Source organism: Cohnella endophytica (assembly GCF_003628305.1).
Lineage (GTDB): Bacteria > Bacillota > Bacilli > Paenibacillales > Paenibacillaceae > Cohnella > Cohnella endophytica.
The window spans coordinates 293,189-317,852 of record NZ_RBZM01000008.1 but is presented as its reverse complement, the minus strand read 5'-3'; the positions used below and the strand labels follow the sequence as shown (position 1 = coordinate 317,852).

Annotated in this window: 18 protein-coding genes; 5 read left to right on the top strand and 13 right to left on the bottom strand. The window is 53.7% G+C overall.

What is annotated here, in order from left to right; translation table 11 throughout:
* The first annotated feature begins 134 nt into the window (after positions 1–134).
* Both D7Z26_RS19555 and D7Z26_RS19550 read left to right on the top strand, forming a co-directional pair.
* On the top strand, positions 135–1,787 hold the full coding sequence (locus tag D7Z26_RS19555) for an SWIM zinc finger family protein (RefSeq protein ID WP_120978698.1): 1,653 nt from the start codon (positions 135–137) through the stop codon (positions 1,785–1,787).
* Positions 1,784–4,792 (top strand): DEAD/DEAH box helicase, encoded by a 3,009-nt coding sequence (locus tag D7Z26_RS19550; protein WP_120978697.1) that lies wholly within the window; start codon positions 1,784–1,786, stop codon positions 4,790–4,792. The genes D7Z26_RS19555 and D7Z26_RS19550 overlap by 4 nt, the downstream gene beginning before the upstream one ends.
* Before the next feature lie 72 nt (positions 4,793–4,864).
* Here the strand turns inward: D7Z26_RS19550 and D7Z26_RS19545 are convergent, their stop codons facing one another.
* From D7Z26_RS19545 to D7Z26_RS19525, 5 genes are all read right to left on the bottom strand, one after another.
* The gene (locus D7Z26_RS19545; RefSeq protein WP_147423874.1) at positions 4,865–5,143 is read right to left on the bottom strand and encodes a hypothetical protein; all 279 of its coding nucleotides are present in this window, start codon (positions 5,141–5,143) and stop codon (positions 4,865–4,867) included.
* 64 nt (positions 5,144–5,207) lie between these two features.
* The gene (locus D7Z26_RS19540) at positions 5,208–5,669 is read right to left on the bottom strand and encodes an SRPBCC family protein (protein WP_199731742.1); all 462 of its coding nucleotides are present in this window, start codon (positions 5,667–5,669) and stop codon (positions 5,208–5,210) included.
* 63 nt (positions 5,670–5,732) lie between these two features.
* On the bottom strand, positions 5,733–7,016 hold the full coding sequence (locus tag D7Z26_RS19535; RefSeq protein WP_233567058.1) for an MFS transporter: 1,284 nt from the start codon (positions 7,014–7,016) through the stop codon (positions 5,733–5,735).
* 69 nt (positions 7,017–7,085) lie between these two features.
* Positions 7,086–7,511 (bottom strand): MarR family winged helix-turn-helix transcriptional regulator, encoded by a 426-nt coding sequence (locus D7Z26_RS19530; protein ID WP_120978693.1) that lies wholly within the window; start codon positions 7,509–7,511, stop codon positions 7,086–7,088.
* A 102-nt stretch (positions 7,512–7,613) separates the two neighbouring features.
* Positions 7,614–9,011: a cytochrome P450 gene (locus D7Z26_RS19525; protein WP_158602378.1), complete on the bottom strand. Its 1,398-nt coding sequence runs from the start codon at positions 9,009–9,011 to the stop codon at positions 7,614–7,616.
* Between the two features lie 195 nt (positions 9,012–9,206).
* On the opposite strand from D7Z26_RS19525, the gene D7Z26_RS19520 reads away from it, so the two are divergent.
* Together D7Z26_RS19520 and D7Z26_RS19515 are read left to right on the top strand one after the other, a co-directional pair.
* The gene (locus D7Z26_RS19520; protein WP_120978691.1) at positions 9,207–10,331 is read left to right on the top strand and encodes a transglutaminase domain-containing protein; all 1,125 of its coding nucleotides are present in this window, start codon (positions 9,207–9,209) and stop codon (positions 10,329–10,331) included.
* 193 nt (positions 10,332–10,524) lie between these two features.
* On the top strand, positions 10,525–11,892 hold the full coding sequence (locus D7Z26_RS19515; RefSeq protein WP_199731741.1) for a dicarboxylate/amino acid:cation symporter: 1,368 nt from the start codon (positions 10,525–10,527) through the stop codon (positions 11,890–11,892).
* Between the two features lie 82 nt (positions 11,893–11,974).
* Here the strand turns inward: D7Z26_RS19515 and D7Z26_RS19510 are convergent, their stop codons facing one another.
* The 5 genes from D7Z26_RS19510 to D7Z26_RS19490 all read right to left on the bottom strand — a co-directional run bounded on the left by D7Z26_RS19510 (position 11,975) and on the right by D7Z26_RS19490 (position 19,305).
* The gene (locus D7Z26_RS19510; protein ID WP_120978690.1) at positions 11,975–12,586 is read right to left on the bottom strand and encodes a TlpA family protein disulfide reductase; all 612 of its coding nucleotides are present in this window, start codon (positions 12,584–12,586) and stop codon (positions 11,975–11,977) included.
* Positions 12,587–12,600: 14 nt separating this feature from the next.
* On the bottom strand, positions 12,601–13,293 hold the full coding sequence (locus D7Z26_RS19505; RefSeq protein ID WP_120978689.1) for a cytochrome c biogenesis CcdA family protein: 693 nt from the start codon (positions 13,291–13,293) through the stop codon (positions 12,601–12,603).
* Between the two features lie 115 nt (positions 13,294–13,408).
* Entirely contained in the window at positions 13,409–17,818 is a 4,410-nt protein-coding gene (locus D7Z26_RS19500) for an S-layer homology domain-containing protein (RefSeq protein WP_120978688.1), read from the bottom strand.
* Between the two features lie 54 nt (positions 17,819–17,872).
* Complete coding sequence (locus D7Z26_RS19495; protein ID WP_120978687.1) at positions 17,873–18,592, bottom strand: hypothetical protein; 720 nt, start codon at positions 18,590–18,592, stop codon at positions 17,873–17,875.
* Positions 18,589–19,305, bottom strand: coding sequence for a hypothetical protein (locus D7Z26_RS19490; protein WP_120978686.1), 717 nt, complete (start codon positions 19,303–19,305; stop codon positions 18,589–18,591). The genes D7Z26_RS19495 and D7Z26_RS19490 overlap by 4 nt, the downstream gene beginning before the upstream one ends.
* A 379-nt stretch (positions 19,306–19,684) precedes the next feature.
* Here D7Z26_RS19490 and D7Z26_RS19485 point away from each other — a divergent pair, with 379 nt between their 5' ends.
* Positions 19,685–20,260, top strand: coding sequence for an Hcp family type VI secretion system effector (locus D7Z26_RS19485; RefSeq protein WP_120978685.1), 576 nt, complete (start codon positions 19,685–19,687; stop codon positions 20,258–20,260).
* 48 nt (positions 20,261–20,308) lie between these two features.
* On the opposite strand, the gene D7Z26_RS19480 is transcribed toward D7Z26_RS19485, so the two are convergent.
* Genes D7Z26_RS19480 through D7Z26_RS19470 form a run of 3 tightly spaced genes read right to left on the bottom strand, consistent with a single transcriptional unit; the run spans position 20,309 to position 24,611 of the window.
* Positions 20,309–22,444, bottom strand: coding sequence for a CocE/NonD family hydrolase (locus D7Z26_RS19480; RefSeq protein ID WP_120978684.1), 2,136 nt, complete (start codon positions 22,442–22,444; stop codon positions 20,309–20,311).
* Positions 22,445–22,457: 13 nt separating this feature from the next.
* A complete protein-coding gene (locus D7Z26_RS19475) occupies positions 22,458–23,618 on the bottom strand; it encodes a dipeptidase (RefSeq protein ID WP_120978683.1) in 1,161 nt (386 codons plus the stop codon).
* Between the two features lie 12 nt (positions 23,619–23,630).
* Positions 23,631–24,611: an ornithine cyclodeaminase family protein gene (locus D7Z26_RS19470; protein ID WP_120978682.1), complete on the bottom strand. Its 981-nt coding sequence runs from the start codon at positions 24,609–24,611 to the stop codon at positions 23,631–23,633.
* Positions 24,612–24,664 lie beyond the last annotated feature (53 nt).

Sequence of the window (24,664 nt, the reverse complement as noted above, 5' to 3'; positions counted from 1 at the left end):
ATCTCGATATTTATCCCGCGACAACGAACCAACAACCAAAACGGGTGTTCTAGCGCCCTAGGAGTGATTGAGCGGAGGATCATGATATAATAATACAATTCGAATACATGGAATAAGGTTTAGGGGTTATGCGAATGGATACGACCTATCAATTAGACGATAATCAGTGGGAACTTCTCGTTCAGAACGCGGCGGAGCATTTCGACGACGTGACCTTGAGCCGGGGATTCCAATATTATAAGCAAGGCCGCGTCGTCAAGCTGACGCTTCCTGCCCCAAGTATCGTAAAAGCGATTGTGGAAGGCTCGGAGCTTTACCATCTGGAGCTTAATTTGGACTACTTCGGCGCAAGCCGCTGCGATTGTCCCGTCAACAGCCACTGCAAGCACCAATTCGCGGCATTGTTGAAGTACGCGGACCTTCATAACCGCCCGGTTCACTCGCTCGTGAACGCCAAGACGGCTGCATCGATGAAATCGTCGTCCCAGTCTTCCGCTTTTCCAAGAACGTATAACCAAGCCAAGCAGCTTGCGGCGCAAAAAGCGGTCGAACGGGAGACGCGACTGCGTGAACAGTCCAAACGGATCGCTTCCATGAGCGTGGATGAGTGGCATGCATTATTCGATCAGATTACCGAACCCTTAACGCAAAGCTCCAGAAATACGCAATTCGTGAACGACGCGATGGAATCGATTCTTAAGTACAAGCCCGCTCTTCCGCAAGCTACCGAAAGCTTCTTTTACCTGCATGCGAGGCTGTTCGTTCTGTCGAAGCTTGCGCAGCAACCCGAAGACCAATCCGGATACGTCTATTCTTATCTCGCCTTCCACACGCATCACGCCGCATCGGATTTGCAGGAAACGATCGTGCAGGCGATCATGGACTCTTCCGAGCTCGCTGCCGACCCGCAAAATGCATCGCTAGTCGACCGGACGCTCTCTTACTTGCGGACGATGATGCTGGCCGAGAAAAACGATAATCGCTACTTCCTATACCATTATCTTGCGACTTGGTGCTACTGGCGCAATCCGTTCGACAGCGAGTCTTCCCTATTTTCCGAGGAACTCGTGCGGCTAACGGAGCTTGCCGATACGTTGGAATCCGCGGCTTCTTCGCTAACGGCAAAGATTGCCCAAGCCGCGATGCAGCTCTATCTGTCCAACGACGAAGAAGCGTGGACGCTCTTGGAGAGCGCAAGGCAATCTTCCGAATTGCCTACCGACGCGCTAGGCTACTTCTTCGTATTCCTGGCGCGAACAGAGCAATGGGAGCGCCTGATTTCATGGTTAATTCATTCCGCGCCGTGGCTCACCCTAAGACGGAATCAGAATCTGCGGCCCTACGCCGACTATTGGGAGATGGCCATTCCCCACGTTCCCGAAGCCGAAACTCGCATGTGGGACGCTTTAGCTTCCTTGCTCCCTCATTCCAGGCACCTCTATGAGGAAAAAATGCTCGCCCGCGGGGAATGGAAACGCTGGATGGATTACCACCTGAGCATGGATAGCGATCCGATGGATTTTCGCGTGACGGATCTTCAGCCTTTGGAGAAAAACGCGCCGGAACTGTTGCTCCCTTTCTACCATCAAGCCGTGGAAAGATATGTTCTGCTGAAAAACAGGGACGGTTACAAAACGGCGGTCAAAATGATGAAGAGGTTAGCGAAGCTATACAAAAAGCTGAAGCAAGAGCCCCGCTGGGAGTTATTCCTGGATGCGTTCGCCAGTCGTCATAGCCGATTAAGAGCGCTGCAAGAAGAACTCCGGAAAGGGAAGCTGCTGCCATGAATACACATACCGATACGTTGCATATTCGCGTCCTTCTAGGCGGATACGGCGACGCGCTCATCCACGGCTACTATAACGAATATCGTTCCGCTACCGGATTGAGTTTAAAGCAAGGCTTATTCGCCTGGCACGACGCTTCCTTCTACGGAACGGACCTGGAAATTCGTCAGCTCGAAGGTCTGGAACTCGTGCTGCTCCCCGCGGAGATGGTCATTCCATTCTTCGGCGAGTTGAAAGTCCTCCGGCATATCGAGTGGGTATGGGACGACAGAACAAGCCGTCTGATCAAGGCCGCCTCGGTCCTTGCGCGATGCATCGAGAACGGAAATTACGTTCCTAGCCTCGCCGCCTTCCGTTCCGGAAAGCTGCAATGGACTTGGGACGAGGAGGCGCTGGCTCCCGAGGAACGTGACGTCGTCGAATCTTACGGCTTGACGACGGATACGTTCGCGGAGGATCGCGAAGAAAGCCGGGAGGATGAAGATATGGAATTCATCGCCGGACTGAGAGCCGCTTTTTCCGCCGCAATCTTCCATACCCATTACGGTTCCGAAGCTGCCGCTTCGGATTTGCGAAGGGAATTCCCGCTGCTATTCGCGAAAAATCGCCCCGTCGAAGAAGGAATCGACGTGAAGGATTGGCTGGTCGCGATCGGCTGGAAAGCGGACAATGCCCCGTTCAGGCCCGCGTTGCAGTTGCTGGAGCCGGACGAAGAGGAGAACGCATGGCGGCTCCGACTCGTGCTTCAGGATAAGCGAGACCCCTCCGCGCTTGCGCCCGTAAGGTTAAACGAGGAAGGCGAAGCATTCGGCTCGTGGCCTAGCGCTTGGTCGGCGAACGTGCGGCAGCGTTCCGCGAGCTGGCTGGAAAGGCTTCGCTCCAGCTTGCCCGCCGAGCAACTCGGCATGAACCGCGAATTGTTCGCACAGCCTCTGGATGACGAATCCGCTTGGCGGTTCTTGACGGGGGATAGCCAGCGTCTGCTGGAGGCGGGCTGGCAAGTGCTACTTCCCGCCTGGTGGGAAGCGGCTCGCCGCAAGAAACCCCGCCTGCGCGCCAAAGTCGGCGAGGGCGAAGGAAGCCGAGCAGGCGGATCACTGTTCGGTCTCGACTCGCTCATCGACTTCGATTGGCGCATCGCCATCGGCGATGTCGATCTATCCGAAGCCGAATTCGCCGAGTTAGTTGCCCGTAACGCAAGGCTTGTGCGCTTCCGCGGACAATGGATTCAACTGGATCCGGCCTTGCTCGCGCAAATTCGCCGGGCGATGACCAGCGTCGGCCAAGGCAAAGGGCTATCCTTCCAGGATGTGCTGCAACTGCACCTTCTAGGCGGCCAAGACCAAGGAACGGACCTGGACGGCGAAAATAATTCCGAGCAGGATGCCGACCAAGCCGAAAGAATCCGACTCGAGGTCGAACTGAACGAGCATCTTGTCAAGCTGATCGCCCAATTAAACCAGCAAGCGGACCAGCCGAAGTTGGCCGTTCCCGCCGGATTGCGGGCCGAGCTTCGGGCTTATCAGCAGGAAGGTTACGCATGGCTTTCGTTCCTTCGCCAATTCGGACTCGGCGCATGCTTGGCTGACGATATGGGACTCGGCAAGACGGTTCAGCTCATCGCGTACTTGCTGCGCATCCAAGAGACGGCAAAGGATTCGCCTCCCTCCCTGATCGTCTGCCCAACCTCGGTGCTAGGGAATTGGCAGAAGGAAATCAGCCGCTTCGCTCCGCCGCTTAAGGTGATGCTTCATTACGGAAGCAAACGGCTCGGCGGCGAGGCTTTCTTGGAGGAGGCCATGCAAGCGGACGTCGTGCTTACTTCCTATGCGACTTGCTCGCTTGATCAAGAGACGCTGCAAAGCTTAACCTGGACTTCCATCAGCTTGGATGAAGCCCAAAATATCAAGAACGCCCAAACGAGGCAATCGACGGTCGTCCGCAGCTTACCCGCCCGGCACCGGATCGCTCTGACCGGTACGCCGATCGAGAATCGTCTAGCGGAGCTTTGGTCGCTCTACGACTTTATTAACCCCGGTTACCTTGGCAACTCGCGCGAGTTCAACAACCGTTTTGCCGCGGCGATCGAGAAGGATAAGGATGAGCAGACGACAACCGATCTGCAGAAGCTTATTAAGCCGTTCATGCTCCGGCGCAAGAAGAAGGATCCCGCGATTCAGCTCGACTTGCCGGACAAGAACGAGATGAAGACTTACGTGCATCTGACGGCAGAGCAAGGTGCGCTCTACGAGCAAACCGTGAACGAATTGATGGAGAAAATGCAGAAGCTGGAAGGCATCGAACGCAAAGGGGCTATCCTTGCCGCGCTTACGCAGCTCAAACAGCTATGCGATCATCCGAACTTGCTTACGAAAGAGCAACTGCCCGAAATCGCGGAAGGCAAGCCTCTTGATGCCGAAACGCTCATCAGCCGCTCGTCGAAGCTGGAGCGCCTGCTGGATATGGTCAAAGAGTTAAGGGAGGAAGGCGACCGCTGCCTGATCTTCACCCAATACATCGGCATGGGAGAAATGCTTAAGCTCGTGTTGGGACATGAGCTTCAAGAGCCTGTGCTTTACTTAAACGGAAGCACGTCCAAGGTTGCCCGCGATCGCATGATCGAACAGTTCCAATCGGGCAAGGACGCCATCCAAGGATTACCTCCCTCAGAGACGCCGCCGAGCGTATTCATCCTCTCGCTGAAAGCGGGCGGAGTCGGGCTTAACCTGACCGCGGCCAATCACGTGTTCCACTTCGACCGTTGGTGGAATCCGGCCGTCGAGAACCAAGCGACCGATCGCGCCTATCGCATGGGCCAGACCCGCGACGTCCAAGTGCACAAATTCATCTCGCTCGGCACGCTCGAAGAGCGGATCGACGAGATGCTGGAAAGCAAGCAGCAGCTCAGCGACAACGTCATCTCTTCCTCCGAAGGCTGGATAACCGAGCTGTCGACGGACGAGTTGAAGGATTTGTTCACGCTTCGGCGCGATATCGTCGGATAAGCAGAAATAAGGGCTGTCCCAAGGTCAACGACCTTTGGAGACAGCCCTTATTTCGTCCGTTCTGTTCGACGATTATAAATCGCGTTGTATATTCGCCTTGTTAATGGCTTTCCGCGCTTTCCGGTTGCCGACGATCATGGTCAAAGCCGCCGCGATCACCGCGACGGAAATGTAAGCTTTCGCCGTGGAGCCCGCGCTCGCCATAATCGTGCCGATCGTCGTACCCAGCGTGATTCCGATGACCGCAACGACGAACGCCAACACCTTCCCGAGCCCCGACATCATGCCGGTCGACACGGAAGACGCACAAGCCATCGTCGTCATGATTCCGACGATTGCCAATAAGAGCATCTCGATCACCCTATCTTTCGAGTTCTCTTACTAGAATAGCCAGAAGTTCGTAGATTTAGACGTCTTACTTCAAGCGATTATCCAATTGTTCCAGCACGTACGGCCAAGCGACCGCATGCTGATCCCGCGATTCCTCGTCGGGGAATCCCGCGTGCGAAAGCCTCAATTGCGTTCCGCCGCCGCGAGGATACAGCTCTACCGTCACGACCGTCTCCGCGCCTTTGGTTCCCTTAGGTCCGGTCACCCACGTCAGTTCGAGCAGCCGAGCCTTCTCCAGCTTCAGGAATCTTCCGTAATGGGGATAACGATCCGCTTTTTCCTGGTTCTCGAACCGGTGTACGGTTTCGAAGAAAAACGCGGCATTGACTTCCGGACGCATCAGCACCGTTCCCGGGGCGGCAAACCAACGGTCTATCCTCTCCGTCCATCCTTCGTAGATCGCTTCCGGAGAGGCATCCATCTCCCGTTCCACGGTCAAATGGAACGGCCTTGCTCCCAGGTCGGGGGTCGTTAGGGGTTGATTCACCGATAGTCCTCCTCGTTTGCGCCGAATTCTTCTATTAAATATAACATTCCGCATAGGGAATGTTTAGACGGAGGCTGTCGTTGTCGGGTTCGCGGAGGTCGTCCTCGCGATTCTAACGGCCATTAACGCCGCGAAGAAGCAAACGAACCCTGCCGACATGAAAGGCACGGTATACGAGCCTAACCAGTCCCTCATCGCTCCCGCGCCGTAAGCGGCTACCGATGCCCCTATTTGATGGGCAACGACGATCCAGCCGAACACCATGCCGGACTTCGTCTTGCCGAATACATTCGAGGAGATTTTTACGGTCGGAGGAACGGTGGCAATCCAATCCAGTCCATAAAAAACGGTGAAAATCATCATTTCCGTATAGCCCATGTGAAGAGCCTGCGGCAAGAAAACGAGCGACAATCCGCGTAGACCGTAATACCAGAACAGCAGCCAACGGCTATCGAAACGATCCGTCAGCCAGCCCGATAGCGTCGTTCCGACCAAGTCGAACAACCCCATGAGAGCAAGAAATCCAGCAGCGACTACCGTCGTAATTCCGATATCGCCGCAAGCGGGAATCAGATGCGTGCCGATCAAACCGTTCGTGGAGAAGCCGCAGAAGAAAAAGGTACCCGCGAGCAGCCAGAAGGTTTTTTCTTTCGCCGCTTCTCCGAGCACGCGCAGGGGCGTCAGGAACAGATTCCCGCGAAAAGGAGACGGGGGAACGACTTGATCCGAGCCGTACGGGGCTAAGCCTAGATCGTGCGGGTGGTTCCTCATCCATAAGGAAACGACTACGATCAGCACGGCGATGACAGCTACCGCCGTATATATGGAGTATCTCCAGCCGGCATCCGCGGTAATCTTGGCCAGCAAGGGCATAAACAGCAATTGGCCGGTCGCCGCGCTAGCCGTCAGTATGCCGACTACGAGCCCCCTCCTTTTCTCGAACCACTGGTTTGCTACCGTTACGCCAAGCACGTTGGCCATCATGCCCGTACCGAGTCCCGCGACGAGACCCCAGAGCAACTGGAACTGCCACAATGCCGTCATCGACGGCGTGATCGCGAGACTCGCCCCTAGAACGACGAGCGCAACCGTCATCATCCTTCTGATGCCGTAACGCAGCAATAGAGCGGCCGAGAACGGACCTACCAAACCATAGAGGAAAATACCCACCGATACGACGCCGGATATGCCCCCTCTGCTCCAGCCGAACTCTTTTTCCAGCGGCAGCATGAGAATGCTCGGCATGGAACGTATGCCCGCCGACACTAGCAAAGTAACGAAAGTAATCGCGAGAACGATCCATCCGTAATAAGTTTTGGAAGACTTTTTAAGTCTCTCATTCTCCACGTTTTCCACTCCTTATTTTGTTTGTACATACAATATATAAATTGAGCTCGCGAGTCGCTATAGGAAGTTCTACTTCTTCTCTAGCTTCTCGCTTGCCGACTTAATTTCCCCGTTGAGGGATTGCTTGCTCTCTTCCCCGAGAATTTCCCGGTACCTACTCTGAAGATTCTTGGAAGCTTGGCGAATCGTATCCTCCAATTCCATGCCTTTGTCGGTGGAATATACCTGCACCGTTTTCCCGTGAACCTTCCTCTCGACCAGACGCTTCGCTTCGAGCTTATCTATGAACCGGGTAAGCGTAGAAGGGGTCACGTACAGCGCCTCGGCCAACTCCTTCTGCGTAATGCCGGGGGTTCCGTTCACCAACAAGATCAAATAGCCGTACATCGGGCTCAGTCCCGTAGCCGCGAATTGCTCCTCAGCAATCTTCGTGACCGAGCGGCTTAAGCGGTTTGCCGTAAAAAACAGGCAGTTCGCCAGAAAACCTTCATTCATGATTTCCCCTCCTTCTCCGCATTTTATTTTGTATGTACAACTAATATATGGTCGCAAAAGGAAATTGTCAACGGCAGATTTCGAAAGGTTATCCCGTTCAGATTACCTGCTTATAGGAACCATCAAACGTCCATTTTTCAGCCTTAAAGAAACGAGCGGTTCCGGCTCGCCTTCTCCTTGTCCTTGCGCGGATACGAATCGAAATCGCTCGGCTAGCGTGGACAGAATCAATCCTGCCTCCATGAGCGCGAATTGCGATCCGATGCATCCCCGAGAGCCTCCGCCGAACGGAAAATAGGCAAATTTCGGCCATTGAGATATTCCCTCGTCGAACCGTTCCGGACGGAACGCGCCCGCATCGCCGAAAACTTCGGCATTGCGATGAATGGCATAGGGGCTGATCAGAAAGCTGCTATTCCTCTCGAATCGCTCTCCCAGCATCTCGATCTCCCGCTCCGTCTCCCGAAGAATCGCCCATGCGGGGGGATAGAGCCTCAGCGTTTCTTGGACGACTTGCTTCGTATAAGTAAGCTGGCGATATCGGTCATAGGCCGGTAAAGGTTCGCCGGATGCTCTCTCTTTGCTCCGCAACGCATCTACTTCTTCATGAAGCCTACGTTCCGCTTGCGGTTCCCGTTCCAGTGCATACCAAGCCCACACCAAGGCATTGGCCGTCGTCTCGTGTCCGGCAAGCAGCATCGTCATCATCTGGTCGCGGATTTCTTGATCGGGGATCGGCTGTCCTTCTTCGTCCTTCGTATCCATTAATAAGCCCAGCATCGTATCCGCGTACCGCTCCGGCGCTTGTCTCGCTGCGGCGATCGCGCCGAAAATAAGCGCTTCAAGCGTCCCGATCGCCTTCTTGAGCCGTATGTTCCCGGGCGTCGGGAGCGCGAACGGCCATATGATCGGAGAGAAGATCGTTCCGGCGGACTGGCGGATCGTGACGTCCACCGCATCGGCCAGCTTCGCCTTCTCCTCGTCCAGCTCGGTGTTGAACAAGCTGCGGGAAATGATGCCTAGCGTTAAGCGCATCATAAGATCATGCATGGCAACGGGCTCGCCCGCTTTTAACCCATCCGCGACCCGCTCCGTCTCCTCCGTTACGATTCTCGCGTACGTTTGGATTCGTTCCTTGTAGAAAGTCGGCATCATATATCGCTTTTGTCGCCGATGCTCCTCTTGCTCGGTGGTCAGCAGACCATCCCCGACCGTCCTGCGCAGCACGCTCGAGCTTCTTCCTTTGCGCAGGTTTTCTTCTTCGTGAACTAAAAGTTCTTGTATGAAATCCGGCGAATTCACGATGTAAGTGGGCTGAAATGCGCTTGTCCGCAGCGATACGACGTCTCCAAGCGGAAGCGCGTCCACGAGAAAGCCGAGAGGGTCTTTTCTGAACCGTAGGAAGTTCGCCATTCGCGACTTTTGAATATCTACCACTCTAGTCAATTCGTCGTACATCCTTTCGCTCTTTCGGATCCGATACTCGTTTAGCTTCCGCATGGAACAGGCTCGTCTATACATTCCCTATGCGGACCGTTACCCTAACCCTACCAAACCGTCGGTCGCAGGGCAACATTTGCCATCCTCCGATTCATTCGATAACAATCGCTCACTATGCTATATTCGAGGTAGAGATCGAAAAACGGGACAAAAACGAACCCCATGAGCATATAAACAAACAAGGAGGCGGCGGATATGCGAACAGCCCTGCAAATCGCCTTAACTCTAGCGGTCGTCGCCGCGGGAGTGTGGGTTTCGGCGAAATTCGTTAATTCATCCGCGGAAGCGGCTGCGGGAACGGTGTCGCACGACCAGCTTCGCAAGCAGATCGTAAGCGCGCTAAGCCAGCGCCTGGGCACCTTGCAAATCACGTACACGGGTAATCAAACCACGATGAAAGCCGAAATCCTCGACCTTCTCGACTCGGCCGTCCGCTCCGATGACTATTTGCACTATATCGTAAAAAAGTACGGCTATAACGCTTCGATTAGAGGAAATAAGGCCACGGTCACCTTCAGCTTCACGTACTGGGAGACGCTTGCCCAGACGACGGAAGTGAAAACGCGTATCGCCGCGGCGCTGAAACGAATTATCGTCCCGGGAATGAACGACCATCAAAAAGAAAAAGCGATCCACGATTGGATCGTAACGAACGTCGCCTACGATACGCGCCTCGTCTCCTACTCCGCGTACGACGGAATCGTGAAGGGCAAGACCGTGTGCCAAGGTTATGCCCTTCTCACCTACGAGATGATGAGGCAAGCCGGCATTCCCGTGAAAATCGTCGAAGGAACCTCGCGGGGTATCGCCCATACGTGGAACTTGGTCCAAATCGGCGGCAAGTGGTACCAGCTCGATACGACTTGGGACGATCCCATACCCGACGTGAAGGGACGAACGACGTATAATTACTACAACTTGACGGACGCGCAACTGATGCCGGACCACAAATGGAAACCGCAAACGGCATATCCCGCGGCCGTCACTCCGTACGACCAGACGCTTACGGCCTTGATCTCTAAGGATGCCGCTCGCAAAACTTTCTATCAACAGATGTTCAAGGAGCTTGGTTTCCTCTACTTAACGGACGCTTATACGGCAACGAGCGTAAAAGAACTAAACGGCAAGATCCGTACCGCGACCTCGCTGGGTCTCAAAGAACTCGTCATCCGATATACGGGAGGCGTCACGTACCGAACCGATCTTAAAAAGGCATTCGCCGACATTGACGGGCTCTCCGGTTACAGTTATACGGCCGAGGACCTCCCTCGCACGTCGGCTAACGACAAGCTTCTTCGGATTACTTTTAAGTATTCCTGATTAAAATCCTATTATTTCTGTCGAATTATCCTCATCGCCTATTTGCTTTTTTCAGCTTCTCTTAGAAGCCGGCCCTCTCGGTCGGCTTTTTTAGCGCGTTCCGAAAAAAATGGATTGACATTATGTTCTGTTGTTTGTACATTGAATGATAAATACCAATTATAAAGATAGGTTTAGGAGGAATTATTCAATCATGAGCGATATCCAAAACAACTTGCTCTCGGCTATCGAAACAAACTGGTACAGCTTCGTAACCTCCGTTTTCGTCTTTTTCATTTTGTTCGCGCTCGCGAAAAAGCGACTCGGGTTCGGCCTTCGGGTTATCATCGGCCTAGGTTTGGGAGTAGTCGTCGGTATTCTCTTTCAAAACTTGGATTACGATACGAAAGGCATTACCACGTTCGGAAGCATCTATGTCAGCTTGATCAGGATGCTCGTCATTCCCCTCGTATTCGTTCTCGTGTTAAACAGCATCGCTTCCTTAACAAGCTTGGAGTATTTACGCAAGATCGGCTTCAAAACCTTTGCATGGTTTCTCGGCACGACGGGAATCGCGTCCGTAATCGGGTTGCTGATCGCCCTGCTATTCAACCCGGGAAGCGGCATAAAGCAAGCCGTGCCGGACGACTTCCAAGCTCGCGAAATCCCGACGTTCTCCCAGGTTATTCTAGACCTCGTGCCTTCCAATCCTTTTAATGAAGCCTCTCAGGGCAAAGTCGTCCCGATACTGATCTTCGCCGTATTCTTGGCGGTGGCCATCGTCAAGATCGGATCCAAAAACTCGGAAGCAGTTAAGCCCGTGCGCGACCTGATCCAATCCCTGACGCAAGTCTTGCATCAAGTCGTCAAATACGTCATTCGCCTTACGCCTTACGGAGTGTTCGCCCTCATAGCCGGCATCACGGCAAGGTACGGTTGGGATACGCTTCAGGAGCTCGGCAGCGTCATTGTTACGTCTTACGTCGCTCTGATCATCCACTTCGTCCTCGTATTCGGCGGACTCGTGTTATTCGTAGCGAAAGTCAATCCGATTCGTTTCTTCCGCAAAATCTATCCGACGATCGCGGTCGCGTTCACGACCCGAAGCAGTTACGCCACGTTACCCGTCAATCTGGAGGTCATTACGAAGAGACTGCACGTTTCGCCCCGTATCGCAAGCTTCGTCGCGCCTTTGGGAGCGTCCATGAATTTTAACGGCTGCGGCGGCGTCTGGCCGGCAATCGTAGCGGTATTCACCGCTCAAGTGTTCGGCATCGATCTAACCGTTACGGATTACTTCATTCTCGTCCTCGTCAGCATTATCTCTTCGATCGGCGTTGCCGGCGTGCCCGGTCCAGCCGTCATTTCGACGACCGTCGTGCTTACGGCTCTAGGACTTCCGCTCGAAGGTATCGCGATCGTCGCAGGCGTTGAAGCGCTTATCGATATGGGCCGCACCGCAATCAATGCGACCGGAACGACAGTAACTTCATTGCTCGTAGCAAGCTCCGAAGGTGAATTCGATCGCGAAGCGTTTAACCGGAACGATGCTGAAGAAGATATCGCGTTGACCGTCGTATAATAACGCAACCCTTAAAGGTATTAAGGAACCTCCACCCGCTCCTAACGAGGCGGCTGGAGGTTTTTCGCCTTGTTTATCCCTGCTAAGACCGATTGAGCATTTCTTGAATCGCGATTTCCATTTCCTCTTTGTTCATGGCTCCGGTCCGCTTGTGCGAGATTTTCCCCTCTTTATCTATGAACAAAGAAACCGGAATCGAACGAATGCCGTATGCTCGGGTAACGCTCTTGTCCGAATCGAGCAGCACTCTAAACGGATATCCGTTGTCGTTCATGTATTTCCATGCAGAACTCTGATCTTCCCCTACGTTTACGGTGAGGAATACGATGTCGTCGGTTTGATGATTGTCGTAAACTTCTTTCAGATCGGGCATTTCTTTTTTGCACCACTTGCACCACGTCGCCCAGAAGTTCAGATACACATACTTGCCCCGCAAATCCGTCAGGGACACTTCCTTGCCTTCCAGATCGACCAGCTTAAAGTCTTCCGCGCCGTCCAGCTCAGGCTTCGCCGCGATAGCTGGACGAGCCGGGGAAGCGGATGGCAGCGAAGAGGAGGATACAGTCTCCGAAGCCGTAACGCTTTCCGTATGCACGGTTTCCATTTTCTCTTTTAAGCTGTATCGGTTGGTGACATAGATCGCCGATAAAATCAGGAAGGCTGCCACGCCCCAAAGAATCATATTTTTTTTCATTATCAAGAACTCCTCTACAAGTTCAACAATCCGGATGCTCCTACGATTGACTCCAGCCGATTCGTGTACATCAGTACGCCCATTACGATCATAACGACGCCGCTGACGATGGAGATGGCCGGCAGGAATCTCGAGATCTTTCTTAAAATGCGTCTCATATGATCGACGAGCAAAGCGGACATTAGCAATGGTACGGCCATGCCAAGCGAATACGCGGTCAGCAAAAGCACGCCCTTGCCAATCGTGCTCATGCTGCTAGCGTAAATAAGAATGGAAGACAGTATAGGCCCGATGCAAGGCGTCCATCCCGCCGCGAACGCCATTCCGAGCACGACGGCGCCTAACGCCCCCGCTTGGGTGCGTTTAGGAGCAAATCTCGTGTCCGAGTAAAGAAGCTTGATTCTAAGAACACCCGTTAACTGCAAACCGAACAAAATAATCAGTAAGCCTCCGAATCGCATGACGATTTGGAGATGCTCCGACACGAGCCGACTGACGGAGCTGACCGATACGCCCAACAGAATAAACACGAACGAGAATCCCAATATGAACAAGATCGCTCTCCATAGCAGCTTCTTCGTTTCTTCGGTCTGAATATCCGTCGCCGTAGAACCGATCAGATAACTAAGATAGACCGGAATGAGAGGCAACACGCAAGGGGAGAAAAAAGAAAGCAAACCAGCGGAAAAAGCCAGCAACAAATTCAAGCCATGTTCCCCCAATCTGAGCGATTATCCCGCGAATAGGAAAATGGGCAGCCGTAATGGCTACCCTATTTCCCCTCAATCCCATGGCTTCATGCCGTTTCCGGCAAGCCTATCATCATTTGGAGAGCAAGTTGTAGAGAACTTGAGCCGCTTGCGCTCTCGTGGTCACGCCTTTCGGATTCAGCTTCGCGTTGCTGCCGGTTATGACTCCGCTTTCCACCAGCGCTTGGACAGCCGATTGCGCATAGCCGGCTATTTGGCCCGCATCTCCGTAAGCGCCTACCGTCGCTCCCGTTTTCTCGGTTGGAAGTTCGCCAAGCAGCCCCAGCGAACGATAGAGTAAAGTGAACAGCTCTTGGCGCGTAATCGCTTTGTCAGGCGCGAATCGGTTGTCGCCGACTCCCGTGGCGATACCCAGCTTTTTCGCCGCAGCAAGATAATTCGTATAATATTTGTTGCTGCCTGAGTCCGCGAAGTTATCAGCTCCGCCATCCGCCGCCTGAATGCCATAAGCCTTCAGTAACAAAACGATAAATTGTCCTCTGGTAAGCGCGGCATCAGGGCTGAAATGAGAACTGTCCGTGCCGCCCGTAATATCCCGTGCCGCCAAGTAGTTAACGGCTTTTCCGTACCAAGAAGATCCGGAGACGTCGGCGAAAGGGATCGCGTTGTAACCGACGATGTATTGAGAGAAATGCGTCGTAGTGAAATCGACCGTGCCGGTTCTAGCATTATAATGTCCGCGTACCGTCTGAAGCTCGCCCTCGTCGGTGACATAATAGATGATGACCGATTCCGGGGATTCTCCGGCTTTCAGCGCGTATGGAATGCTGATGCTCGCTTTGCCTCCGCCGAAGGAAGATACTTTTTCATTGCCAACGAACACCGAGAAGTCGTACACGGGACGGTCGCCCAGCACTTCTTTGCCTTCAGGCGTCAATTCGCTCTTCGTGATGATGATGCTTACGTCTTCGGTAGCCGCAGACGAGTTAATCGTTTTTATCGCCTTAGAGTCGAAGCTTATCGTTCCGATATTGCCATAGTTAACCTTTACGTCAGCGTTCGTGCCTGTTGCGATATCGTTAAACGCGGATTTCGGCAAGCTCAATTGAGCCGACTTCGTCTGTTCCGTCGTTTCGACCTTCACTTCCACCACGGAAGATTTGCCCGCGGTTTCGGTTTTTTTGACATTGCTTACGAGACTCGAAACCGTTTCTTTGGAAAGAGTCGCAAGCGTATCCCCCGTAGTTGCGTCCGTTTTGGAAGGAGCGGTAACCGCTACGGTTCCCGGAGTCGTCACGATCCCGCCGTTATCCGTCGGTGTCGTAGGCGTTGTCGTTCCTCCGCCGCCGGTATTGCCTCCGCCCGTGTTGCCGCCTCCCGTATTTCCGCCGCCGGTATTGCCTCCGCCAGTGTCTGGCGCTACATAGGCCGGAACGTTAATAATCGTCGGTTCGCTCGCAAGGTATAGATCGGAGCGTTTAACCCTGACTTCATAATTGCCGGCTGTTAATCCCGTGATGGTTGACCCTGGGGAGTCCTGATAATTACCGGTATCCTTGACCCTGTACTCCAATGCGCTACTCGCGCCCGTAATCTCCCCATCGTTAAGCGCCGCAGTCGGCGCTACGCCAGACAACCCCGACGGAGCCGCTTGATGACCCTGAACGGTAAGAGCAATAGGCTGGCTTGCGAGCAACCCGTTATAGGCGCCGAATCTGACAAGATAGACACCCGGCGTTAGGTTTTTGATCGCTCCATCGACGATGTTTGCATTCGCATAATCCGAATCCGATTGTTTTTTAATTTCAAGAGTATATTCCGAGGAAGCTACGCCCGTAATTTGACCGTCATTGTTAACCAGATTTGTTGTCCCGACCGCGCTAAGTCCGGACGGCGGAGCCAACTCTTCATAACTCGGAACGATGACCTCGGTCTGCGCGCTAGCGGCAAACCCGTTTTGGGCAGCGTACCAGAAATAGTAAGTTCCGGGCTGCAGCGTGGTAATCGTTCTGTCGGTTACGGCAATCGGATCGGCATCCTTCGAAGAATTAAAAGTCAATCCTTCTATCGACGTTTGTTGATCGATCGTAATTTGACCGTTATTATTGGCGGCCGAGGTCGGTTTCACGCCATGCAGTCCAATTGGAGCCTCTTGGAATTTCAGTACGACGAAATCCGCATCGGGTCCGACCGAATAAACGTCTGTTGCTTTGTACCTGACTTGATAGGTTCCCGAAGCTAATCCCGTAATCGCAGGAACGGGAGCATCCGCGTAGCTGCTTGCCGAAGAAAGTTTGTATTCCAAGCCTGCCACGATTCCTGTAATTTTTCCATCCGCGTTGTCCGACGATGTAGGCGCTACAACCGTCAAACTAGGTGCCGGTCGTTTGCCCGTTACGACGACTTCGGTAGGAAGGCTGGCATCGTAGTCGTCTTTGGCTTTGAATCTAACTTGGTATTTCCCCGGAGCCAGACCCGTGATTTCCGATAAAGACGCGTCCGAGTAACTGTCGGCCGTCAGCAGCTTGTACTCCAATCCAGCCACGGTTCCGGTAATTTTCCCGTCGTTGAGATCCCACGAGGAGGTCCCTACTCCCGCTAATCCTGTCGGTGCCGCTTGAAAGACTTTAATGGTTATCTCCTTATAATTGCTGTTGGCGGCAGCATAAGTTACCGTTCCGGCTCCGGTACTCTGGTTGTAACCCGTATTGAAGCCCTTGCTTGCATACCTTACTTGGTACGTTCCTACAGGTAAACCTGTAATCGCGGTTCCGGCTACGTTCGTAAAGCTCGTTACTTGATTGTCTGCCGGCTTCAATCTGTATTCCAGAATGCCTCCGCCGGAAATATCTTTGATTTGCCCGTCATTGGCAGCAAGCGCGCTCGCCCCGACTACGGTTAATCCGGAAGGAGACGCTCCCTCCAATCTAGAGAAAAGCGAATTTACGGCCGCTTCGTATTTCGCATACTGTGAATTTATCGCTCCCGTACCGGTATAAGTGCTGCCCCAACCATTCATGATTTCGACATGCCCTAGGATAGGTGCCGCATTCGTAGCCGGGTCCGAATTGGAAGTATCCTTATTGTCTTTATTGAAAGTGAAAAGATAAGGAACTTGAAGCTTGTTGACTTTCTTGGACAAACTAGTGGTCGGATCCGTATAGGTGACAGTCTGACTGGATGAACCCGTTATGAGATAAGTAGTCTGAATGTTTTTCAAATTCTTGGCAACCAAATCGCCGTACAAGTACGCCAACGGATTTGCCGTTTCGTTGTCCCTCGTTTGTAACGTAGTGCCGTCATCATGCGTGCTTGCAAGAGGATTGCGAATCGTTACGCCTACGCCGGCATCCAAACGCGTATCGAAGAAATAAATTTTGTCGATGTTATGCGCCTTCGCATAACGGTTAATCCACCTGATCTCCGCCTGAGTGTTAGGGCACCAGGAGCCACCGAACAAGATTGCGTAATTGCCCGATGTATTCAGCAGTTTGGTCAGTTGGTGATAGGTCACATGCTCGAAGACAAGCGTTGAATCTAACTCGTTAACGTTATTTGCTCCAAGATCGGGAACGACTTTACCGTTTTCCGTTTTCGAAGGGAAAATTTCAATCGTCCCGCTGGCTCTGTGACTATTGAATTGCGGACCGATGAAATCCCAGCTAGTCAGCGTATTGAAGCTGCTCGGAGCATATCCCGCAGCCGCGGCTTGGTTGAACACCTCCTGCACTTGAGCTTTATAATTCGTTACGTTAGTCGGATTATTCTTGAAATAACTATCCCAAGTGTATTCCGTAGCGTTGCCCGAACCATGTTTCTCCAAGTAAGAAACGACCGGCGCGCTCACTCCGTTGACTACATTATCCTTGTTATAGATAAGCAGGTAAGGCGACTGTACCGCTTTTGCGCTGCCGCTTGCTACTAAGGTAGAAGCTGTCGTCTCTGTACCGGTACTGGTATTCACCACTTTTTTGGACTTGTTCTGATAGGAAGCGGGTACGGAAGACAGCGTCGTAAGATTCGTTAAATATTTGTTGACCAGTTCGACGTAATATTCCGTGTAATCGAAATAATTGGTCGTAGCATTGCTGCCGCTCACTGCCGTTGCCGTAAACGGCGGGTGGGTCACCGCTAGATCCAATCCCGGATTAACTCCATCCAATCTCGTATCAAAGTTGTAGATCGTCTGAACGTTGTTCGCCTTTGCTACTTCATTAATGTAACGAATGTCGGCATTCGTCTCGTCGCTCCATGAGCCGCCGATCAGAATCGCGAACGTGCCTTTGCTCCCTAGAAGGGTAACGAGATCCTCATAGGTTACGGTCTTGAATACATGCGAATTAACGTCATTCAAGCTAGGATAAACGTCTTGAAAATAATTGTCGTAGTGGCTAGCGGGGCTCGTGGCCGATAGGGTTACCGGGTCAGCCGCCTGTACGCTGTTTAAGCCGAACGCCGGCAATGCAACGAATGCCGCCAATAGCAGCGATAATAATCGTTTGGGTTTCGATATTGTTTTCAAAGGATACCCCTCGCTTTCTCGTAAAAGTATGTTATAACGCTGCTCAATTTTTTCTTAGCAACCTTCGCCATCCACGGCGCAGTCCTCTTCGGACGTAGAAGTCGAAGACCCGGAAGAGGAACCGGAGGATGAACTAGAGGAAGAAGAGCTGGAAGACGCAGGAGCCGGCGTGTTCGCTTTAGGCTGCACGCTTGGCTTCGTCACGAAATTGCCGGCCTTCTTCTGCTCAGGGCTTGTTGCCGGAGCTGTTGGAGCTGGCTCTACCGATTTAGGCGTCTCGGCAATGGCGCCTACTTTTTGTTCTTGCTTGGCAGGCACGGCTACCGGAGCTTGGTTAGCAGCTACCTTCGGGGCCGGCGCGCTAGCAGACGGCGCCGTTGCGGCCGTTTTAGGTTGTGCCGGAGCTTTCGTTGTCGCGACTTGTTCGGTCGATTTGTCTGCGACAGGCGCAAGCTCAGGTTTCTTGTTCTCTTGTTCGGAAGGAGCCGATGCTTTCGGTTGGCTTTCAGCCGGTGTCGCGGTTTCAGCGGCAGGCGCTTGAATTTGCGCGTCTGCAACTACGGTTTCGGTCTGTTGCGGTTGACCTTCTACTTTCGTAGAAGCCGTCTGCACGACGGATTCGGCAGAAACGACCTCATTCGTCGAGCTCGCAATCGCAGGTTGTTCTTCCTGGGGTTTCTTGTTTGCCGATACGACCGCGTAAGTCAATACAGCGAACGCTAACATGGCGACGATTAACGATAGGCTAAGCTTCGAAGCTGCGATTTTCCTCATGTCGGGCATTCCTCTTCAGTCGCGGAAGACGAAGAACCGGAGGAGGAGTTGGAAGAGGAGCTAGACGAAGAACCGGAAGAAGATGCGGCAGGCGTGCTAGCCTTCGGCTGAGTGCTCGACTTCGACGTGAACGTCACCGATTTCTTTTTCTCTTCGCTTGCGACCGGAGCCGTTGGAGCCGGAGTTTCGGCCTTAGGAGCTTCCGCTACCGCAGGAGCTTTCGTTTCTTGTTTCGGCGCTGATGTAGTTTCCGGTGTTTTCGTTACCGGAGCTTTGTTCGCCGGTGTGCTAGCAGCCGGCGCGGATTGTGCCGATTTCGATTGAGTCGTCGTTTTCGCTTCTGTATGGGTCGCAGCCGGTTTTTCCGCTTTGTCTACCACCGCGACTGTTTCTGGTTTTTTCTGTTCCGTTGTCGCCGGAGCGGACGCTTGCGGTTGATTCTCCGACGGTGCTGCGGATTCCGCTGCCGGAGCTTGAGTTTGAACGTCGCCAGTCGATTGTTGCGACTGCTCTTCGACCGTCGTCGACGCTGCTTGCGTTTGCGTCTGAGCTATGGTTTCGTTCGATACGGTTTCATTCGCCGTGCTCGCGACCGCAGGTTGTTCATCCTGCGGCTTCTTATTCGCGGAGACGGCCGCGTACGTCAGAACGGCAAAAGCTATCGCTGCGATAATAAAGGACAAGCCAAGCTTCGAAGCTGCGATTTTTTTCATTGTGTGATCCATCCTTTTCGCTCGGTGAGCATCTGATTGGGTTGCGCGGATAAAAAAAGAGACTCAACGAGGGCGCGATTGCTCGCACGCTCTCGTTGAATCTCTGGCTGTCCAGTAGATTTCTGCTTTAATGTATCCGCTAAGGTGATTTCCTTGTAACTTATCCCCATAATAAGACCCTTCCCTTTGACTGTCAATAGATATTAAACAATTTCCTATCGATTTTATCGGAATTAATTCGAGAAGGGACAATAATCCCCTCGGCTTGATTGCCTTTGTCGGTATTCTCGCCTCTTTATGCGACTTCGCTTCGTTCTAGAAGTCTCCTATTGGGAATAAGGATGTTACAAAACCTTACTAAGACGAAGGTGGTCCGTTCATGCGACGATTTAGAAAACAATTCGCGATCGCGGTTATTCTCTTGCTCCTGATGTCGGGAGCAGCTTCGGCGGCAACCGATTCCAAGACGTCTCCCGATTCGCATCCCCCGCTCGGCTACAAAGCTTACCTCAAGCTGGACGGCATATCCGGCGAGTCGACCGCGCGAGGCTACGAGAACTGGATCTTATTGTCCGGCGTCCAATTCGACGTGACCAACGCGATTACGGTCGCGAATGGCGCGGGAAGCGGTAGCGGCAAAGCCAATCTTAACCAATTCGTCGTCACCAAAAAATCGGATGCCTCCTCCGTCCCGATTTTCCTCGCGTCCTTGTCGGGTACGGCCATCAAACGCGGACAGATCGCGCTCGTCCCGCTCGGCGACGGGGCAACGCCGATTATGACGATTGACCTCGACTCTATACTCATTGCCGGCTTTAGCTTCGATAATGCTTACGAAACGCTGCTCTTCAAATTCGATTCCTTGAAGTTCACTTACTTCCCGACGGATTCCAAAGGCGGCAAGGGCACGCCCGTATCGGGCGGGTGGAGTTTCTCCCAAAATAAGAAGCTATAACAATAAAGAGGGATCCTCGGGTTAAGATGACCCAGGATCCCTCTTCGTTCAATTCGGTATAATCGGAAGCTTGACGCAACTTGGATAGCGTTCGGAATGAAGGATCGTCTGACGAGCGACGATCGGACTCGGATCGTCATACGGATTCAGGCCGGTGTTCGTGTTCGGGAACGAAACGAATTTGCTCGACGACGTTACGGTGAACCGAATTCGGTGTCCTCTCCGGAACCTATGGGCGATATTTTGCATGAAAATCTCGTATTTCTCCGCCTTGCCGGGCGTAAGCAACTCGGGCTTGTCGAGCCCGTTCCGATACTTCGCCCTCACGATATAGTCGGATAAACGAATCGAGTTGCCTTGCTCGTCCACGTCGCTAAGCGTCACGACCCAGTCCGTATCCACCGCCGTGCTCGACGCGTACAGCTCGCAGCTCAGCTCGCCCGCCACCGTCAAATCCTCTTGCAGGCGATCCCCCGTATACACGAGAATATCGCTCCGCAGCTCGTGCTTGCGCATATTTTCCGGTTCGCGTTCTCCGCTGCTCGCGACGGGATCTTCCGGATTGTAGACGAACGTGTCGGACTCGGCGCCCGTCGGCGCAATTATGGTTAGAGTTCCGTTCCCGTTGGAGGAGTTGGCATACCCGTCGCTTCCGAGATAAAAGCTCTCGATCTTCGCCTCTATCGGCGTCCAATCGTTCGATGTCCGCCATTCGTTCGCGCCGACGACGTAATACGTCGCTCTCGGTTCCTGCTCTATTCCATTCCGGACGTCTTTGAGGAACCGGTCGAACCACCGGAGCACCGACACGTCGTAGTCGTAGACGACCGCGTCGTTGCCGAAGCTTACGCCTTGCAGTTCCCGCGCTCTGTTGGGACCGTGCTCCCAAGGGCCTAGCCATATTTTGCGATTGGGGACGTCATGCTTCGTGAGCATTCTCCATGTTTCGGATACGCCCGCGCTGTCGCCGTCGTACCAACCGGAGATGACGAACATCGGGACGCGTACCTGATCGCCCTTCTCCGTAAACGTGCAATTTCTCCAGAAGTCGTCGTATTCCGGATGCTCGCTCCACAAATCCCATGGCCCGGAGGTTTTGCCGATCATTTGCCGGGGGATATCGCGAATCGGCCTGGCGTCGACCGCTTTCTCCGGACTTACCGTCTTGCCCGCAAAAATATCGAAATCCGTGCGCGTGCCTACCGATTGCGCCAGCGTCCAGCAGAGCAGAGGCCAGGAGCAGACGGTTCCGCCCTTGCGCACCGTGTCCACGAACGGCGAGCCCACGTTTACTTCGTTCACGACCGCTTTCAGGTTCGGGTGCCCGCTCGTCGAAGCCGCGGTAACGATGTAACCCAGATAAGACGCGCCCCACATGCCCACTTTGCCGTCCGACCAATCTTGAGCGACGATCCAGTCGATCGTATCGGAGCTGTCGTCCCGCTCGTAGTAGAAAGGCACGAGTTCCCCTTCGGAGTCGGCTCGTCCCCTGACATCCTGATTAACGACGGCGTAACCTTTGTTCGCCCAGCGCTTGAACGATTCCTTCCGCAGATTTCGGTCATAGCAGGTTCGAACGAGGATCGTCGGCAGTTTTTGACCCGGCTGCCTGCCTTCCGGCAAGTACACGTCCGTCGCCAATCGAATGCCATCGCGCATCGGAACCAAGTCGGTACCCAGCTCCTCAACGCCGTATGCCGGTTTCGATAACCGTGGATCGTCATACGCTGTAAGCGGAGTGAGCTCCTCGTATCCTTCGAACACGAGAACCTCCATGCCATAGCGGTTCGGCACCACGAAGGCGATCAAGGAGCCGTCCAAGGTCACGACGTCGAGCGCCGTCTCCTTCGCCCTCGCCCAGACTTGGGATGTGCGTTCCGTGCCGTCGATGTCGGCCGTATAACGGATATGCCGGCGGTACAGGTCGCCATTGCCGAGAACGATCTCAGACAAGTGCTCGCCCCAAGTATCCGAGGAAACGTAATGTTGCAGGGATTGTTTAATATGTTTAAACGGCATGGCGTAAGTAGCTTGCGCAGACAGTACGTTCTCCTGCATCTGCGTTCTCCGCCTGGAATCTACCTTGGCATGCATGATTTGCTCGCCGTCGAAACGAATCGTCCCCTCGTATACGCCGGCGCAATAGAAACGAAACTTCATTCCCGTTTCCCGTTCGATACTCATCCTTTAGCTCCCCCTAGCGCCATACTTGCTCGAACACGCGCAACCAGTTGCCGCCCATGATGCGCGCGACGTCTTCGTCGGAATAACCTCTGGCTACTAAGCCACGCGTGAAATTGATAAAGTAACTATATTTCTCCAAGCCTTTTACCGTTTCGGTGGACGGTCCGTCCCCTTTGGCGAAGCCTAGCTTCGTCGCGATATGCTCCTTGAAGTAAACCAAAGACCACTCCACGTCGCTCATCGGCCAATCCGTTCCGATTCCTACGTGCTCGGCTCCAACGAGCCTAACGACGTAGTCGATATGGTCGAGAACGTGGTCGATCGTCGTGTCGTTCGGGTCCTCGTGGATAAACCACGGCATGGCGAAGACACCGATTACGCCTCCCGTAGCCGCGATTGCCTTCAATTCCTCGTCGCTCTTGCAGCGCATGTGGCCATAGAGAGCTTCGACTCCCGTATGGGATGCGATGACGGGCTGCGAGGAAAGCCTGCAAGCATCCAAAGTCGTCTGTTTGCCGCAGTGGCTCGTATCTACGACGATACCAAGCTCGTTCATTCTGCGAATGAATTTGGCGCCGAAGTTGCTTACGCCTCCGTTCGCCAGTTCCGCGCATCCGGACGCGATGTAATTCTGGTTATTGTAAGTAAGCTGAAGCACGCGCAAACCGAACTGATAGAGTCCGTCCAGCAAATCGAGGTTCTTGCCGAGTCCGTCCGTCTCCTGCGCGGTAACGATGCCGGCTTTCAGCCCGTTGCGCTTGGCTTCGCGAATCTGTTCCGCATCGGTCGCCTTCACCAACCACTCGTTCGCATCGAATTGCCTTTGTACCTCTCCCATGCTCGTAATGATTTTTTCCATGCTGGACAAGTCGAGCTGACGGTTACCGGCGGTAATGCCGGAGCGATACCATTCTTCCTTGTATTCGGCGATCTCGCCTCGGGAAGACATCTCGTGGATGATCTTGGCCGGCATCGCGCTATAGGTCATCGGGTCGTCCAAGTAGGGCTCGCAAGTCTCGCGAATGCGTTCCGAGACAGCTTCGGGAATTGCTTTGGGCGAAAGAGGCCCTTGGAACAACAGATCGATCACGATGCTGCTCTCGTGAAGGCGAAGCGCGCGCGCTTCTTGCTCAGGGGTTAAGTTAAAGGGATACAAGCCTTCGATTTCGTTCATCTGATTCCGCTCCTAAAATGGGATATAAGTGCCTCTGTCCGTGCGAACGGCTTCGCGCAAAATATAACTCGCGGCCGCAAGATCTTCGCTTGCGAGTCCTAGAGCTTTGAAAAGCGTAATCTCGTCTTCCGAGCTTCTGCCCGGTATGCTCCCGACGATCAACTCTCCGATCTCGCCCACGATGTGTTGCTCCGTAATCGCGCCTTCGCTGAGCGGGATGAGATAGTCCCCCGCTTCGTTAACCGCCGATTCCTTGCGGTCGACGTACAGACGGGCCGACTTCACCGTCTCCGTATCGAGTTCCCGGTCAGGCGCCCTGCAAGCTCCTACCGCGTTAATATGCGTGCCAGGACGAATCCAATCGCCTTGCAAGATCGGTATCGTCGAAGCCGTTACCGTGCAGACGATATCCGCCTCTGCGACGGCTTCGCGAACCGATGCGGCCACCTCGATGGCGATCTCGGCTCCGTATCGGTTTTCCGTCTCTACCTTCAACTGCCGCGCGCGATCCGCGTTCGGACCCCAGACGACGATACGCCGAATCGGCCGAACGAGCAGCATCGCCTCGATATGGCTGCGCGCTTGCTCTCCCGTCCCGATCATCGCTAGGGTCGTCGCTTCCGGCTTTGCGAGCAGCTTGGTAGCGACGGCGCTCACGGCAGCCGTTCTGATCGCCGTGATCTTCTTTCCGTCGACGATCGCTTCGAGTTTCCCGGTCTCCGCGTCGAACAACGACACGAAACCTTGGTGCGAAGGCAAATGCTTCGCGTGATTACCGGGGAAAACGGTAATGACTTTGGCGCCTACCTTATGCTCCCGCTTCAAGTAGGCAGGCATTAATCCCATCAGATTGCCCCCTTGTACGGGGACGACGCTTCTCAAAGCCTGAACGGCTTGTCCGTTCGTCAGATCGGCCAACACTTCTTCCATAATCCCGATGCAAGCTTGCATCGGCAACAATTCAGCTACTTCGGCTTGCGTGATGACCAGCATGGAGTTCGTTCACCTGCTTCCGATGTTCTGGTTGTATTATAGCAAAAGGCCGA

Excerpts from the sequence above, each read along its gene's own strand:
- D7Z26_RS19485 (WP_120978685.1), top strand. The coding sequence starts at position 19,685 with ATGCGACGATTTAGAAAACAATTCGCGATCGCGGTTATTCTCTTGCTC.
- D7Z26_RS19470 (WP_120978682.1), bottom strand. The coding sequence starts at position 24,611 with ATGCTGGTCATCACGCAAGCCGAAGTAGCTGAATTGTTGCCGATGCAA.
- D7Z26_RS19525 (WP_158602378.1), bottom strand. The coding sequence starts at position 9,011 with ATGCGGAAGCTAAACGAGTATCGGATCCGAAAGAGCGAAAGGATGTAC.
- D7Z26_RS19515 (WP_199731741.1), top strand. The coding sequence starts at position 10,525 with ATGAGCGATATCCAAAACAACTTGCTCTCGGCTATCGAAACAAACTGG.
- D7Z26_RS19555 (WP_120978698.1), top strand. The coding sequence starts at position 135 with ATGGATACGACCTATCAATTAGACGATAATCAGTGGGAACTTCTCGTT.
- D7Z26_RS19475 (WP_120978683.1), bottom strand. The coding sequence starts at position 23,618 with ATGAACGAAATCGAAGGCTTGTATCCCTTTAACTTAACCCCTGAGCAA.
- D7Z26_RS19495 (WP_120978687.1), bottom strand. The coding sequence starts at position 18,592 with ATGAGGAAAATCGCAGCTTCGAAGCTTAGCCTATCGTTAATCGTCGCC.
- D7Z26_RS19530 (WP_120978693.1), bottom strand. The coding sequence starts at position 7,511 with ATGAATGAAGGTTTTCTGGCGAACTGCCTGTTTTTTACGGCAAACCGC.
- D7Z26_RS19550 (WP_120978697.1), top strand. The coding sequence starts at position 1,784 with ATGAATACACATACCGATACGTTGCATATTCGCGTCCTTCTAGGCGGA.
- D7Z26_RS19490 (WP_120978686.1), bottom strand. The coding sequence starts at position 19,305 with ATGAAAAAAATCGCAGCTTCGAAGCTTGGCTTGTCCTTTATTATCGCA.
- D7Z26_RS19520 (WP_120978691.1), top strand. The coding sequence starts at position 9,207 with ATGCGAACAGCCCTGCAAATCGCCTTAACTCTAGCGGTCGTCGCCGCG.
- D7Z26_RS19545 (WP_147423874.1), bottom strand. The coding sequence starts at position 5,143 with ATGCTCTTATTGGCAATCGTCGGAATCATGACGACGATGGCTTGTGCG.
- D7Z26_RS19480 (WP_120978684.1), bottom strand. The coding sequence starts at position 22,444 with ATGAGTATCGAACGGGAAACGGGAATGAAGTTTCGTTTCTATTGCGCC.
- D7Z26_RS19510 (WP_120978690.1), bottom strand. The coding sequence starts at position 12,586 with ATGAAAAAAAATATGATTCTTTGGGGCGTGGCAGCCTTCCTGATTTTA.